Below are 15,276 nucleotides of genomic sequence, written 5' to 3'. Positions count from 1 at the left end.
TATATCTTAAAATTCTGATCAGAAAATATCCGAAAGTTTCAATTCCAGTCCTGGAAGCACTTCGCCACCGAAAAGTTTCTCACCAAAAGAAACAACCTCATAATCAATACCACTTCCCGCCCTGTAAATGTAGGTTCGTTTTTTTCTCGGATCGATCAGCCAGCCGAGGCGTACGCCATTCTCAATCCATTTAACCATTTTCTCTTTCAAATCTGCCAATTCATCCGATTCTGACATAAGCTCGACAATAAAATCAGGACATACGTGTGCAAATTTTTTAAGGTCGGATAACGATAATAATGCCAATTGCTCATTTGATATCCACGCCACATCCGGTGCGCGCATAGAAGAATCAGGCAATGTGTAACCACCATTCGAATCTGATACGCGACCTAAACGCGTTTTACGGTTCCAAAGGTTAATTTCAGTCAGCAAATCACCATTTCGAAAACTTGTTTCAATTCCGCTAGGTGGCATAATGATAATCTGACCTTTTTCATTTCGTTCAATACGTAATTTCGGATTAGCCTTACAAAAAGCATAGAGCTGTTCATCCGAAAATACATCCATTTGAGGAACGTTGATTACTAACCGCATAGGAATCTTTTTTTATAAAAATAAAGGAAAGATGTTACAAATGAATAGTTGATTAATGATCATTCAGTCTTCGCAAATAATATTATCTGAAACAAAAGAAGTCAACACCGGGCATAACCAATGTTGACTTCTTTAATTCCTTCCAAAATAATATCCTCAACTACTTCGTCTCCTCAACAACCCCCAAATAATTAAACGGAGTAATTTGTCTCAGCTCTTCACGAATACTTTCAGCTACATCCAGCGTTTCAATAAAATTTGAAATTGACTCATGCGTGATTTTTGCATTGGTACGTGTTAACGATTTCAACGCCTCATATGGTTTCGGATATGCTTCACGACGAAGAATTGTCTGGATTGCTTCGGAAACTACCGCCCAGTTATCTTCCAGTTCAGCTTTCAGCATGTCTTCATTAAGCTCTAATTTTCCCAATCCTTTGATCAAAGAATTAAGCGCAATCGCCTGATGTGCAAGAGGAACACCAATGTTACGAAGAACGGTTGAATCCGTTAAATCTCTCTGTAAACGTGAAATAGGTAGCTTCTGTGCAAAATGCTCGAACAACGCAGAAGCTAGTCCAAGGTTTCCTTCCGAGTTTTCAAAATCGATCGGATTGACCTTATGCGGCATCGCGGATGAACCTACTTCACCAGCTTTAATTTTTTGTTTGAAATAACCCATGGAAATGTAAGTCCACATATCCCGGTTAAGATCTGTAAGAATTGTGTTAACTCTTTTCAGGTTATCAAAAATCGCAGCCAGGTTATCGTAATGCTCAATTTGTGTTGTATGGCGGCTACGTTTCAAGCCCAATCCATCTACAAAATGATTTCCGAAAGCCATCCAGTCTTGTTTTGGATAAGCCACGTGATGCGCGTTAAAATTACCTGTTGCACCCCCAAATTTTGCTGAATGCGGCACTGTATCCAGCATTTCAAGCTGACGCTCCAATCTTTCAACAAACACCAGAAATTCTTTTCCCACACGTGTAGGAGAAGCGGGTTGTCCATGCGTAAACGCTAGCATAGGAATATTTCTCCATTCGATAGACATTCTTTTAAGCACAAAAAGAACCTGTCGGAACAACGGTTTTATCGTTCTTTCCAAAGCGTCTTTTAACGAAAGAGGAATGGCAGTATTATTAATATCCTGAGAAGTAAGACCAAAATGGATAAATTCCGAGTATGCCTCAATGCCCAGTTTTTCGAATTCTTCTTTGATAAAATATTCAACTGCCTTTACATCATGATTTGTTTCTTTTTCGATATCCTTGATATGCAGCGCATCTTCTTCATTAAAATCTTCGTAAATCTTACGTAAAGAAGAATAAAGTTTCTTGTCAAATTCTGACAGCTGAGGAAGCGGGATTTCGCAAAGTGCGATAAAATATTCCACCTCAACATAGACTCTGTAATAAATTAGGGCATATTCAGAAAAATAGGAAGAAAGCTCAGATACTTGCTTATAATAGCGACCGTCGACCGGCGAGATAGCCGTAAGTTGATTTAATGACATGATTTACAATGCAGAAAGATAAATTTTATTACAAAGTTAAAAGAATTCACGAGGACAAACTGGTATAATGGCCATGAAATATTCTTTTTAGCATTTGTCTAGGTTATTTTAATACTATTTACATATTTGCTTACGAATACATATCCCTTATTTTACCCTTATGCAGCAAACCCCTTTTATCGGAGAATTAGTAGGTACCATGATGGTCATTTTATTAGGAAACGGCGTGGTGGCCAATGTCGTTTTGAAGCAGACAAAAGGTGAAAATGGAGGTTGGATTGTGATTACCGCAGGCTGGGCTTTTGCAGTGATTTTTGGGGTGTTTGTTGCCAATGCATTTGGAAGTCCCGGTGCTCATTTAAATCCGGCTGTGACTATTGCCTTTGCTGTTCTAAAAAGTGATTACAGCAATGTTTTTAGTTTTATCATGGCGCAATTAATCGGTGCTTTTTTAGGAGCTATACTTGTATATTTTCAATATCTGCCTCACTGGAAAGCGACCGATGATCCAGGCAGCAAACTGGCTTGTTTTTCAACAAATCCCGCGATCAAATCGCCAGGAGCTAACTTTTTAAGTGAATTTATTGCCACTATCGTTTTAATTGTCGGCATTGCTGCCATTGGATTTTCAGGAACTTCGGATGTACAGCGAGGACCCATTCCTTCGGGAATTGCGCCTTATTTAGTTGGTATGCTGGTTTGGAGTATTGGATTATCCCTGGGTGGTACAACAGGATATGCCATAAATCCGGTCAGAGATTTAGGGCCAAGAATTGCTCATGCCATTTTACCTATTCCCAAAAAAGGATCATCTGAGTGGGGATACGCCTGGGTCCCAATTGCAGGGCCTATTGTTGGAGCCATAGTGGGAGCCGTTATATTACGTATGTTTTCATTCTAAGGGACTATTCTTATTAACAATAGCGGAGAGGACTAATTGTTCTTTTGGTTATGGAATCCAAAAAGGCAATTCTGAAATAGTCTTAAGACTGGCGAAGTAAAGTAATTCAAAAGACCCATTCCCGTACCGCTCGGAACTTTATTATCCGGGATCGTACGGGAATTTCTAATTTATAAATACTTCATCTACAAATATCCAGGCCTTTTGACCTTTTCCCGGATGCCATTCCGGAAGCTTCGCCAGAGGTTTTGCAACTACTTTCAAACAGCTGATTTCTTGTGAAGGAAAATCGAAATCAAATACGAGGTTTTCTGAGTTCGAGGTCGTTTTATCTGGCATTTTTGGTGTCAGCACTTTAAGCAATTTCATTTGTTTTTCATTCGTGCCACCCCAAACTTCAATCCGGGTCGGTGGAAAAATATAACCTCCTACATTACGAAGCATACTAATGGTGACACTTTGCGCTTCGACAGGTTTTTTGAAATATAAATAAGTCTGCAAATCCTGATCCCGATATCCCAGCCATTTTCCGCTGGAAGTCGAATTGTCACTCTTAATACCGTCATTCAAGGTTTTATTTCCCTGGGCAGGATATTTCAAATCCGCTTTCGTAATCAGCCTTACACTATCCGGATGATAGGTAGATTTAAAGAAAAATTTCTCAACCGGCTTACTTCCATACCACCCTTTTTTGAAGGCTTTTGCGATTAGTTTTGTGTTTTGAGCTACCGGAAAAGGTTTACTGTAAACCATCGAAGTCGTACTATCCGGTTCCTTTCCATCCAGCGAATACCGGATTACTGTTCCGGGAATCTGATGCTTCATACGAATTAAAGTATTTCCGGTAAGAATTGGATCTTCATTTTCGACAATTGGAGGATTCAGATTCAGTACCACGGTGTCACCTGCAAAGCCTGTTTCATAACTGATTTTAGAAGACTTTCTCAAAGTAGACATTTCCTGCTTTGTCAGATCTGTATTCCAGACAAAGACATTTTTCAAAGCCGGAATTTCCGAAAGGGCCTGAATTTGCGGCAATTTTACTTTTGTACCACTCAGAGACAAATTTTTAAGTTTTGTCAATTTTTTCAATTCCGGCAATGTTGAGCCGGTGATATCTGTAAAATTTAAAATCAGTTTTCGCAATTCGGTGAATTGAGAAATTGTTTTCAAATCTTCATCCTTTACCGGCATTTTACTCAGGTCCATTTCAATAATCTGCTCCTTTATAGGAGCTAATGCGGCAATATCTTCACTTTTGAAATTTGCCCGGTTATAAAAATTCACTGCCAAAGCGGGAGATTCCGCGGCAACGGATTTTATCAAACGATAGGTTGAATTTAATTCCTTAATCTTATCCTGGCTTGCCGCACTGAAATCATATTTTTCCTCAACCTCAGAACCAGCCAAAACATTTTGTGCATAACTGTAAATCGGGTTCTGGGGACTGACTGATTTTACCATCAGGTCAAATCTCGATCCCTCTTTTATCCATGCTTCCAACATGGCAATTTCTTCATCGGTTAAGGGCGCCTTTCCTCTCGGAGGCATGTGCTTTTTATTGTCTAAAGGCAAATGAACACGTGTTAATAAAACTCCAAGATCAGCTTTTGTGGTATCCCAGGGAGTCCCTTCCTTACCACCCTTTGCAAACAATTCTTTGGTTTGCATTTGTAAATTGCCTTTGGATTTCTGGGCATTATGGCAGGAAATACATTTTTGCTCCAAAATCGGCTCAACCAGATCAGTATAAACGTTTGCTTCTTCGAACGTTACTTTATCGTTTTCAACAACGGCAAGCTGCATAGGAGCCGTTAAAAAATCTTCGCCATGCGTAATATTTCCACCCAAATGACCGCCAATCAAAAGCATGATCAGCAGCGAAACAGAAATAATTTTTGCAGGGATTTTCCAGGGAGGTAAATATTTTTGAAAGCTATACCAAAGTAGACTCGCAATCGATATTACTATTCCAAGCCATTTATGCCAAAAAATAGCATCTTTTTCATAACCCTCTTCTTGTGATAGTACAAAACCAGAAAAGGCTGCAATCGCCGCAGTTACAATTCCAATCAATAAAAGAGTATCGGCCAGATTTTCATTCCATTTACTCGATTCTTTCTTTTCAACAACAAGAATCCAGAACGAATAAAGCATTAAAACCACCAAAGGAAAATGCAGAACCAAAGGGTGTATACGCCCCAAAGATTGCATCCACACTGGTACTACAAAACGGTTTTCAAATACCAAAAGGAAAATTAAAAGGCCGTTCAAAAAGAAGGCAAAATTGTAAATCCATCCTTTCCAATCAGAAAAAGAACGACCATTCGGTTGTGATGCTGACTCCATTTAAGCAATAATTCCTTTTACCAATTTGCCAGCGACATCAGTAAGTCTGTAACGGCGTCCCTGATGTTTAAAAACTAATTTTTCGTGATCTAAACCTAGCTGATTCAATATTGTTGCATGAAAATCATGCACATGCACAGGGTCTTTTACAATGTTATAACCAAATTCATCCGTTTCTCCATAGACAATTCCTGGTTTTACACCGCCACCAGCCATCCAGACTGTGAAAGCTCTCGGATGATGATCTCGGCCGTAATTGTCTTTTGTCAGAGTACCCTGACAATAATTCGTACGGCCAAATTCTCCTCCCCAGATTACCAGTGTTTCATCCAGTAATCCACGTTGTTTTAAGTCTGTAATAAGCGCGGCAGAAGATTGATCAACATCCATACACTGGCCTTTAATTTCATTCGGCAAACCACCGTGACTATCCCAACCCTGATGATAAAGTTGAATAAAGCGAACACCTTGTTCAGACAATTTTCTTGCCAAAAGACAATTTGCTGCATAAGTGCCGGGCACCAGACATTCCGGTCCATACATTTTGACGATAGACTCCGGCTCTTTACTCATATCTGTGATTTCAGGCACAGCGGTCTGCATACGAAAAGCCATTTCATATTGCTGAATTTTCGCCGTCACTTCCGGATCCGCGAACTCATCGAATGTATTTTGGTTTAGTTGTGAAAGTTTATCCAGCATTTTTCTCCTTTCTTCGCGGTTCATTCCATCGGGATCATTCAGATAAAGTACCGGATTTTCGCCGCTGCTGAATTGCACGCCCTGATGTACAGAATCCAGAAATCCATTGGTCCACAATTTGGAATAAACGCCTTGTCCATTTCCCTTTCCACGCGACAAAAGCACGCAAAATCCAGGTAAATTCTGATTTTCACTTCCCAGACCATAACTCAACCAGGAACCCATACTCGGTCGGTTTCCAACCTGGGCGCCGGTTTGGAAAAATGTCAAAGCCGGATCGTGATTTATGGCTTCAGTATTGAGCGATTTTATGATACAAAGATCATCTACAATTTTGGACATGTGCGGCAATAATTCGCTCATCCAGGCGCCTGATTTTCCGTATTGAGCAAAATTAAAAACAGAACCTGCAAGCGGAAATTTTGCCTGATTGGCTGTCATACCGGTCAGCCGCTGCCCGGCACGAATCGATGCCGGCAAATCCTGACCATGCATTTTATTCAGCATCGGTTTGTAATCAAACAAATCCAGCTGGGACGGCGCACCGTTTTGAAAAAGGTATATCACCCGTTTTGCTTTGGGGGCAAAGTGGGGCAATCCGGCCATTAAGTCATTCACATCGCTTTCGCCTCCACTTTTGAACATATCAGGTATCAGCAGGGAACCCAAGGCAGCACTTCCTAAACCCAAACTGAGTTTGGATAAAAAATGCCTACGGTTCGTATTTAAACCAAAATCAAAAATCGGTTTTTCCATATCAAGTCTTTTCTAACCGCAATAGGCGCTATATGTTTCGCAATGGACGCAAGGGCGATTTCTTTCAATTGCGCCCATTGCGGTTAAATTTAAGTTTTCGTGATCGTCTCTTCCATATTGTACAGCGTGTTAATCACCCGCATCAGCGCCGCTGCCTCATTCTCTTTCACCTTCACTTCATGCGGATACTCGCCCACATTCAAAATTTTATGTGCCTGATTTTTATTTTTTCCAATCACAGAAAACTCATCTTTATAATATTCAGTTAATAATTTGACCTCTTTATCTGAAGGTTTCCGACAAACAATCCGTTGAAACGATTCCGTTATTTTTTGTTCAGGTGTTAAAGATTTTAACGAAATCCTTTCTGCCAAAACTCTTGATGCTTCCAAAACTGCCGGATCATTTAACATCACCAAAGCCTGTAAGGGAGTATTTGTTTTCGAACGTTTCACCTCACAATGATCCCGGTTACTGGCATCAAAAATAATCATAGAAGGCGGTGGAACGGTAAGTTTGATAAACGTGTACATTCCCCGACGGTAAAGCGCGTCATTATGATCCTGATTATATTTTGCCAATTGCCCACGGCCGGAAGTCGCGGATTCCCATAAACCTTTTGGTTGATAAGGTTTCACACTAGGTCCGCCAATTTTTGAGTTTAACAATCCACTACTCGCTAAAACCATATCCCGCACGGATTCTGCCGGTAAACGGTAACGAGGCCCACGCGACAAATAAATGTTATCAGGATCTAGCTTTTCTTTTTCTTTCGTCAGCTTTGCGGATTGTTTGTAGGTGCTGGAGGTGACGATTTCTCTTACCAATCGTTTGATATCCCAGCCATGATTCATGAAATCCGCAGCCATCCAGTCAAGCAGCGCCGGATGTGTAGGCAATTCTCCCTGCATTCCAAAGTCTCCGGTACTTTTTACAATTCCTCTTCCAAAAAGCTCCTGCCATATCTGATTTACAAAAACTCTGGCTGTTAACGGATTTTGTTTGCTCGTTGTCCAGCTTGCCAACCCCAATCTGTTTTGAGGAATTTTTGTTGTGTCAAACTTCATAACAGAAGGTAGTCCCGAAGCGCTGACGACTTTTCCCGGAGCGTCATAAACTCCGCGATTCAGAATGTGTGTCGCTCGTAACGTGTCCCTTTCTCCCATAACAGAAACCATTAATCGGCTGGTATCAGGGCGGTTGATAAAAGTTAAAATCTTCTTTGCCTCATCATCCGAAATACTCATGATCGGATTTTTGGCTGGCTTCGACTGAGAAACATCTCCTTCATAACCTACTTCTTTTGTATTATTAAAAAAGGCAAAAAGCCGGTAATAATCCTCCTGCGAAATGGGATCGTATTTATGATCATGGCACTGGGCGCATTCTACCGAAAGACCGAGAATTCCCATCCCGTAGGTTTTCGTTTTGTCAATATTATATTCAATCCGATATTCTTCCGGAATCACACCGCCCTCTTCCGTGTATTTGTGATTTCTGAAAAACGCGGTTGCCAGGATTTGTTCTTTACCAGCATTCGGAAGCATATCGCCTGCAATTTGCCAGGTAAGGAATTTATCATAGGAAAGATTTTTATTGAAAGCATTAATCACCCAATCGCGCCACGGCCATTGCGTACGGATTTCATCATCCTGATACCCGTAAGAATCAGCATAACGCGCAACATCAAGCCAATGCAAAGCCATTTTTTCACCATAGGTTTTTTGGCTGAGCAATTCGTCGACTACTTTTTCGTAGGCATTTGCACTATTATCAGCAGCAAATTTATTTTGAAGTTCAATGGAAGGAGGTAAGCCTGTCAAATCCAGGGCAACTCTTTTCAACAAATGACTTTTATCTGCCTCTTCATTCGGCGTGATACCCATACTTTCCATTTTGGCAAGAGCGAAATAATCGATCTCGTTTTTTGGCCAGTCTTTTTTATCAACTTCCGGTATTTTCGGTAAAACCGGCGCACTGAACGCCCAATGTTTTTCGTATTTACCGCCTTGCTCTATCCATCGTTTTACAGTAGCAATTTCAGTTTCGGATAATAATCCCAAATGCGATTCCGGTGTTGGCATCTGCATTTCCGGATCGAGAGAAGTTATTCTCCTATATACTTCCGATTGCTCCGGTTTTCCAGGAAAAATCGCCACAGCTCCTTTTCCGTCTTTTAACTTGGCATAAGCGCTTTCTGCCATATCCAGACGCAATCCAGCCTCTCTTTTATTCGCATCAGGCCCGTGACATGCAAAACATTTGTCGGACAAAATAGGCCGGATGTTAAAATTATAGCTTACAATTTCATCCGAAGATTTCTTTCCGGCCACGCCATTCTTTTGGAAACATGATATAATACCAATCACGATCGTAAAAAGCATACCGGCCAAAAAGAAGAGTCGCTTCTTCATTAATTTATTTCGTTATTAGGGTTATAAACTTTTCAAAAATGTTTTACTGAAGAAAATAATCAACGGTATGATTATACTCTAAATATTTTAAATTATTTTAATAAAACGCCGAAATCTACTTAATATGTATGAACATACTATAAAAATCTTTTTCTATAATCGTTTATATTAAAAAGGCATGTTGAATTTTAACTGACAGAATAATCATTCAGTAATACTTCAATTTACCCAAATAATACCTATAATTTCAGATTATTATATTTCTGACCTCAAATTAAATTTATATGTCAGTTTCAAATTCAACAACAGATACACTTGATACAGTTTTAGGTGGGTTGATGCATCGCTATCACGAGCGCGTTCCGGACGTAAAAAAGATATTGAATGCAATGATTTCAGAAGGAATTATTGGTAGTGAAAAGGATATTGAAAATGATCATATCGCTTTCCGGACGATGGGCGTTCCACAGCTTGGCATCCAATCTTTTGAGAAAATATTTCTTCATTATGGTTATAAAAAAAAGGATTCTTATTTCTTTGAAGGAAAAAAACTGGACGCCTGGTGGTATATGCCGCCAAGAGAAACCGACCCACGGATTTTTGTAAGTGAACTTATGGTAGGCGATCTTTCAGAAGAAAGTCAGCGCATTATTAAAAGTTACACCGACGAAGTCCTCGGCGATCCGGTTGACAAGCTCGATTTAAATAATGGTGTAGCTGTTGATGCTTTTTTGCATACGCCGCTTTGGCGCACGCCTTCTTTAAGTGATTACGTGACATTGCTAAAAGAAAGCGAATATGCGGCCTGGGTGATTTACAACCGTTATTATCTGAACCATTTCACGATCAGCGTGCATAATTTACCGGAAGGTTATAACACGGTTGCAGATTTCAATGTGTTTCTTGAAAAACATGGAATTTTGCTTAATACCTCTGGAGGAAAAATAAAAACCAGTCCGGATGGTGGTTTAATACAAAGCGCTACAGTAGCGCAGATGATCGAAGCGGAATTTGCAGGTGGAGAAACGTATAAAATTTCAGGTTCTTATGTAGAATTTGCTGAAAGAAAGGTTTTACCTGAGTTTGCAAATTTGTCAGCGGATCAAATTACTAGAAAAAATCGACGGGATGGATTTGAAGCAGCCAATGCGGATAAGATTTTTGAGAGCACTTACACGACGCAGACTGGGAAGTAACTAACTATTTTATTCAAAGTTGTGGTACGGGCCTCTAACGTATTGCTAATCAAAAGCGAATGCGTAATTTAGTAGTAAGTTAAATCGATTGAAAAATAGTAAACGAAATAATCATGGTTGTAGTGATCAAAAAAGATGCGCCGCCTTCAGCAATTAAAGACGCGATGAAAGCAATTGAAGAGGACCGAGCAACTAGGAAAGGTTTTGATGCAAAGAAATATGCGGGGAAACTTAAAAGAGGTTTAGACGGTCTTACTTATCAAAAACAAGTAAGGGATGAATGGTAAAAAAATTCTGGCAGATACGAATGTATTTATAAATTTGGCCGAAGGGAAAACAGGGATAGAACCGCACTTGCAGGGAAAAGAAATATTTGTTTCCGCAATTACAGAGATTGAATTGCTGGGTTTTTATAAAATTACAAAGGCTGAAAAAGAATATTTTAAACTTCTTTTGAATGATTGCTCGGTATTGGAACTTACTAGCGGCATTAAGGAACGCGCTATTCTACTAAAACAATCCTATCGAATCAAACTTCCCGATGCCATCATCGCGGCAACCGCTCAATTCCTCAAAATTGAGTTTGTAACTTTTGACAAAGGGTTTGCTAATGTCCCCGACTTGGATTTGGTTTTACTTGACTTTTAAATATTGATAGTCATCAATTTAGCTTGAAAAGCTTATCCCAAATGAAGAAATTTATGGAAAACATAAAGGAATTCGATAAAATCATTTTGAATGATGATCTGCCTCAATCCGGTTTAAAAAAAGGGGACATAGGAAATGTTGTTATGGTTTACAATGACGGAGAAGGTTATGAAGTTGAATTCCTAACTGTTGATGGCAAGACTGTTGCAGTTGAAACGTTGCTTGCACCCCAAATTAGAAAAATTTCGCATAGAGAAATTCCTCACGTTCGCGAGTTGGTAACAGAATGATCTGGTAGAAATCTATAACCCGTTTCTATTAAAAGTGGAAAAGAGAAAGTTTTCATCACTCATTCACCAAAAAATAAACCACCCGACAAGCATTCCCAATACTCTTCTCATTCTTATCCTGAGTAATATTTAATTTCAAACTATGTTTTCCCGAAGACAATTCGTCTGCCAACATCAAATACCAGGGTAAATGTAATTGCGTACTCCATTGCGTGAATAAATCCATTGTCTGCGTTTTTTTTCCATCAATGGAATAGGAAAGTTTTCCAGCGTCCGGCCCGGAAATAATTGCAATTCCTACTGCACGCCCTTTGAAATCAAATTCAAAAGAAGCGTTTGCAGTTTCTCCTACAAGCATCGGAACATCTACAAAACCCGGTCGCGTTGAAACTTTATCAATGGGTTTCCAATCAGGGTCAATCTTAAATCCATTTAGATTTTTTGCTTCTGCTACTGGATGATAACTTGCTTTTTCATAAGAAAATTTATCGATAGGATTGGGCAATTTTACAATTCCCGCAGTTGCAGGATCAGGATTCAATTTCAATAATTCTTTGATAGTCTGAAAATAAACTTCCTGTCCGTAAGGTGACGGATGCAGATCTTTAAAATCATATTTCCATGAAAATTCTCCGGCTTTTATTCTGTCATAAACCTCCCGGGCCAGATTGACATAAGCCGCTCCGTAATATTTTGCAATTCTCTGATGTACATTTACTTCAATAGGTTCTTTTCCTGCATCGTATTCAGCGTTTTTAGCAGGTTCGGCAAAAGCCATTAATACCACATTTGCTTTTGGATTTTTTGCATACATCTGGCGAATTATTCCTTCCAGGCCTTTTATCTGCGCTTTTTCACTGAAACCATTTCCTCTGTCATTAACCGCCGCTTCAAGAAAAAGTAAATCAGGCGTACCTTTTTCCAAAACATCACGCTGAAAACGAAAAGCATGAGGAGTACTTCCCAAAGATGGAATTCCTGCTGCAATAAATGTAAAGTCGGTATCAGGAAAATGCTCCTGAAGATACTTTGCTGTTTTATTCCGCCACCCGGGGTTATGCGTTATCGAACCGCCCAAAAATGCTACGGTTCCTTTCTTCGTTGTCTGGAATTTTTCATAGGCATTAGCTAATCCACGATTTACTTCGATATATGGAGTATGTGAAAGTGGCTTTAAAACGGGGACACTATTGTCATAGATAAAATTCGCCAGCGTTTCCGGATGTTCGATTGTAAAATGGTGCCCTTCCAAAGCCTGCTCTCCGAGTGTCATCGGAATAACTGTGGCAGGACCGCCCAGTTTGATATAATTGGCAATTAAAATATCCGAGTTTTCTGCTGGCGGAACAATTTTGTCATTCAATCCGATTACATGCAAAATTGGCACTTTGAAAGATGCTAAACCGGCCAGATCGTTCAATGGAATATCATCAAAAGTTTTGGCAGTTTCCTCGGTCTGTTTATTCAATTCCAGCCAACTTGCCCAATCCTTTGGCGAACCTTGTCCTTTACCCTTTCCGCCCGGCCAGCTTTTTGGATCACAAACTGGTGCTTCGGCGTAAATACAACTCACTTTATCAGGATTTCTTTTAGCCCAGCCGTACACATACAAACCTCCGCGACTGACACCTTCCAGCGCAACTTTTGGTGCAAATTGTTTTTGCTTCACCAGATAATCGTAAAAAGCATCCCAAATCTGCATCGCTTTCGGATGAGCGAAAAGATCATTGGTATTGACATAAGCGATATGAAATCCCCGGGTCAGCAAAATGCTGTCCATTTCCGTATGCCACGTTGGGAAATGTGCGCGCCAAACCCACGGATTTCCGGAAAGTGCCTGCTTTGGTTTTACATACCAGGCTTTTGTATTTTGGAATGAAAATTCAACCTTATCAAATCCTTTCCAAACCGAAGTTTGCTCATCAGCTTGTGCCAATAGATTGCCGGAAAAACTAAAAAGGATAAGAATGCAAAGAGCGCAGGAAAGATATTTTATCGTTTTCATAATAGTACAAAGACAGGAATGGCTTATCTCTAACATATAAGCGCAAACCTTATTTATTTTTTCCAGTCAACAATCATTATATTGTTCTATTATCTACCTAACTTCTTTACTGCCAATGTCCCGGATTTCTCCTGTTCTGTTACTTTTTCTTTTTTTCTTTTCAAAAAACACTTTTTCTCAGTCTGTACCAATAATTCTAACCGAACGGGAACGTGCTATGGCTGTCGACGATATTCTGGAAGACCGGATTGAAAATTTGCTTCCGACCCTGATGCGGCGGGAAGGTATTGATATGTGGGTTATTATTTCGAGAGAATACAATGAAGATCCGGTCATGAAAACCATGCTTCCAAGTACCTGGCTTTCGGCCAGAAGAAGGACTGTGATGGTATTTTTCGATCCGGGAGCAGGAAAACCGCTTGATAAATTGGCGATTGCCAGATATGACGTGGGAACATTGTTGAAAGGTGAGTGGGATATAAGTTCAAATCCGGATCAATGGGATGCGCTGGCAAAAGTGATTAAGGAAAAAAATCCAAAAAAAATTGCACTTAACTTTTCTAAAAACTACGGACATGCTGACGGTCTGACTTATAACGAACATGAAGAATTTCTTCAAAAACTTCCAAAAGATTTTCATTCAAAAATAGTTTCAGCTGAAAAACTGGCGGTTGGATGGCTGGAAACCAGAACGGAAAAAGAAATGGTCATATATCCGATGATCGCCCGGATCTCACATGAAATTATTGAAGAAGCTTTTTCTGAAAAGGTCATTCAGCCGGGAATAACGACCATTGATGATGTTGTGTGGTTTTTGAGACAACGTGTTACCGATTTAGGATTGGAAACCTGGTTTCATCCAACCATTGATATCCAGCGCGCCGATGACCAGAAATTTGATCATTTAAGAACATTTTCAAAACGTCCGGGCAATCAGGTGATTTTGCCAGGAGATTTGCTTCATTGTGATTTTGGAATAACGTATCTGCGACTGAATACGGATCAGCAGCAGCACGCTTATATTCTTAAACCAAATGAAACCGAAGTACCGGACTATTTGAAAAAAGCATTTTCTACCGGAAATCGCCTTCAGGATATTCTGGTTTCTCAGTTCAAATCCGGAAAAACCGGAAATCAAATTCTCTTGGACGCACTTGCTCAGGCTGAAAAAGAAGGTATAAACGGATCAATCTATACCCATCCGATTGGATCACATGGCCACGCCGCTGGCCCGACTATCGGTTTGTGGGATCAGCAAAAAGGGGTGAAAGGTCCGGGAGATTATCCTTTATATGAAAATACCGCCTATTCCATTGAATTAAATGCGGCAGTAAAAATCGACGAATGGAAGAAGACAATCCGGATCATGTTGGAAGAAGACGGATATTTTGACAAAACCGGTTTTCGATTCATTAACGGACGTCAAAAAGAAATTTTTGTGATTCCAAGATTGCTGGGCAACGTTGGAAAATAAAAATTCTCACTTTTCAGGTTGGTACGATATTTTAACAATATCATAATTAAACAACAACTTGAAACTTATGGAGAATATTGAAAAGTATAAAGCGATGGAAAAGATTCTTCGTGAAATCGAAGATTTGAAAAACAGCGAAACTGCCGTTATTAAGAAAATAGGTCAGGTTGAGACTGAAAATATGAATGTCAATGCTGAAGGTCTTGAAGCATCGCTGAATGAAATTTATGACGGCGCATATAAAAACCTTGAAAATATCGAAGCTTTGCACCTTTCATTTACAGAGAAGGTTTCAGACTTTAAAGAAAAAAATAAAATTACTGATGATATGCTTCTTGAAATCAGAGAATCATAAAATAATAGTTAAAAGATATCCTTAGTGAAATTAAAAAAGAGAAGCCAACTTTAAATGTTGGCTTCTCTTTTTG

The 15,276-nt window shown here is 39.7% G+C and carries 13 protein-coding genes; 7 read left to right on the top strand and 6 right to left on the bottom strand.

The genetic code is table 11. The features are described 5' to 3' along the window. Positions 1-18 precede the first annotated feature (18 nt). Together FZF08_RS12135 and purB are read right to left on the bottom strand one after the other, a co-directional pair. Positions 19-597: a Uma2 family endonuclease gene (locus tag FZF08_RS12135; RefSeq protein WP_159469116.1), complete on the bottom strand. Its 579-nt coding sequence runs from the start codon at positions 595-597 to the stop codon at positions 19-21. Positions 598-757: 160 nt separating this feature from the next. After that, entirely contained in the window at positions 758-2,113 is a 1,356-nt protein-coding gene (gene purB, locus FZF08_RS12130) for an adenylosuccinate lyase (RefSeq protein WP_159469114.1), read from the bottom strand. Between the two features lie 160 nt (positions 2,114-2,273). Between purB and FZF08_RS12125 the strand changes: the two genes are divergently transcribed. After that, the gene (locus FZF08_RS12125) at positions 2,274-3,014 is read left to right on the top strand and encodes an MIP/aquaporin family protein (RefSeq protein WP_159469112.1); all 741 of its coding nucleotides are present in this window, start codon (positions 2,274-2,276) and stop codon (positions 3,012-3,014) included. Positions 3,015-3,179: 165 nt separating this feature from the next. On the opposite strand, the gene FZF08_RS12120 is transcribed toward FZF08_RS12125, so the two are convergent. The 3 genes from FZF08_RS12120 to FZF08_RS12110 all read right to left on the bottom strand — a co-directional run bounded on the left by FZF08_RS12120 (position 3,180) and on the right by FZF08_RS12110 (position 9,235). After that, a complete protein-coding gene (locus tag FZF08_RS12120) occupies positions 3,180-5,363 on the bottom strand; it encodes a chitobiase/beta-hexosaminidase C-terminal domain-containing protein (RefSeq protein ID WP_159469110.1) in 2,184 nt (727 codons plus the stop codon). Further along, positions 5,364-6,821: a DUF1501 domain-containing protein gene (locus FZF08_RS12115; RefSeq protein ID WP_159469108.1), complete on the bottom strand. Its 1,458-nt coding sequence runs from the start codon at positions 6,819-6,821 to the stop codon at positions 5,364-5,366. An 89-nt stretch (positions 6,822-6,910) separates the two neighbouring features. Beyond that, a complete protein-coding gene (locus tag FZF08_RS12110) occupies positions 6,911-9,235 on the bottom strand; it encodes a PSD1 and planctomycete cytochrome C domain-containing protein (protein ID WP_159469105.1) in 2,325 nt (774 codons plus the stop codon). 284 nt (positions 9,236-9,519) lie between these two features. Here FZF08_RS12110 and FZF08_RS12105 point away from each other — a divergent pair, with 284 nt between their 5' ends. The 4 genes from FZF08_RS12105 (at position 9,520) to FZF08_RS12095 (ending at position 11,369) form a co-directional block, all read left to right on the top strand. Continuing rightward, a complete protein-coding gene (locus FZF08_RS12105; protein WP_159469103.1) occupies positions 9,520-10,431 on the top strand; it encodes a DUF1338 domain-containing protein in 912 nt (303 codons plus the stop codon). A gap of 113 nt (positions 10,432-10,544) precedes the next feature. Next, positions 10,545-10,718, top strand: a complete 174-nt coding sequence (locus FZF08_RS31560) for a hypothetical protein (protein ID WP_200837071.1) — start codon at positions 10,545-10,547, stop codon at positions 10,716-10,718. Continuing rightward, positions 10,708-11,079, top strand: a complete 372-nt coding sequence (locus FZF08_RS12100; RefSeq protein ID WP_159469101.1) for a type II toxin-antitoxin system VapC family toxin — start codon at positions 10,708-10,710, stop codon at positions 11,077-11,079. Before FZF08_RS31560 ends, FZF08_RS12100 begins: the two co-directional genes overlap by 11 nt. 53 nt (positions 11,080-11,132) lie before the next feature. Next, positions 11,133-11,369: a DUF4926 domain-containing protein gene (locus tag FZF08_RS12095; RefSeq protein WP_159469099.1), complete on the top strand. Its 237-nt coding sequence runs from the start codon at positions 11,133-11,135 to the stop codon at positions 11,367-11,369. 55 nt (positions 11,370-11,424) lie between these two features. Here the strand turns inward: FZF08_RS12095 and FZF08_RS12090 are convergent, their stop codons facing one another. After that, positions 11,425-13,374: an SGNH/GDSL hydrolase family protein gene (locus tag FZF08_RS12090; RefSeq protein WP_159469098.1), complete on the bottom strand. Its 1,950-nt coding sequence runs from the start codon at positions 13,372-13,374 to the stop codon at positions 11,425-11,427. A gap of 115 nt (positions 13,375-13,489) precedes the next feature. Here FZF08_RS12090 and FZF08_RS12085 point away from each other — a divergent pair, with 115 nt between their 5' ends. Together FZF08_RS12085 and FZF08_RS12080 are read left to right on the top strand one after the other, a co-directional pair. Then, positions 13,490-14,848, top strand: a complete 1,359-nt coding sequence (locus FZF08_RS12085; protein ID WP_159469096.1) for a M24 family metallopeptidase — start codon at positions 13,490-13,492, stop codon at positions 14,846-14,848. Positions 14,849-14,915: 67 nt separating this feature from the next. After that, complete coding sequence (locus FZF08_RS12080) at positions 14,916-15,203, top strand: hypothetical protein (protein ID WP_159469094.1); 288 nt, start codon at positions 14,916-14,918, stop codon at positions 15,201-15,203. The last annotated feature ends 73 nt before the right edge of the window (positions 15,204-15,276 follow it).

It is taken from the genome of Dyadobacter sp. 3J3 (genome assembly GCF_009801115.1).
Taxonomy (GTDB): Bacteria; Bacteroidota; Bacteroidia; order Cytophagales; family Spirosomataceae; genus Dyadobacter.
This window is presented reverse-complemented; position numbering and strand designations above follow the sequence as displayed.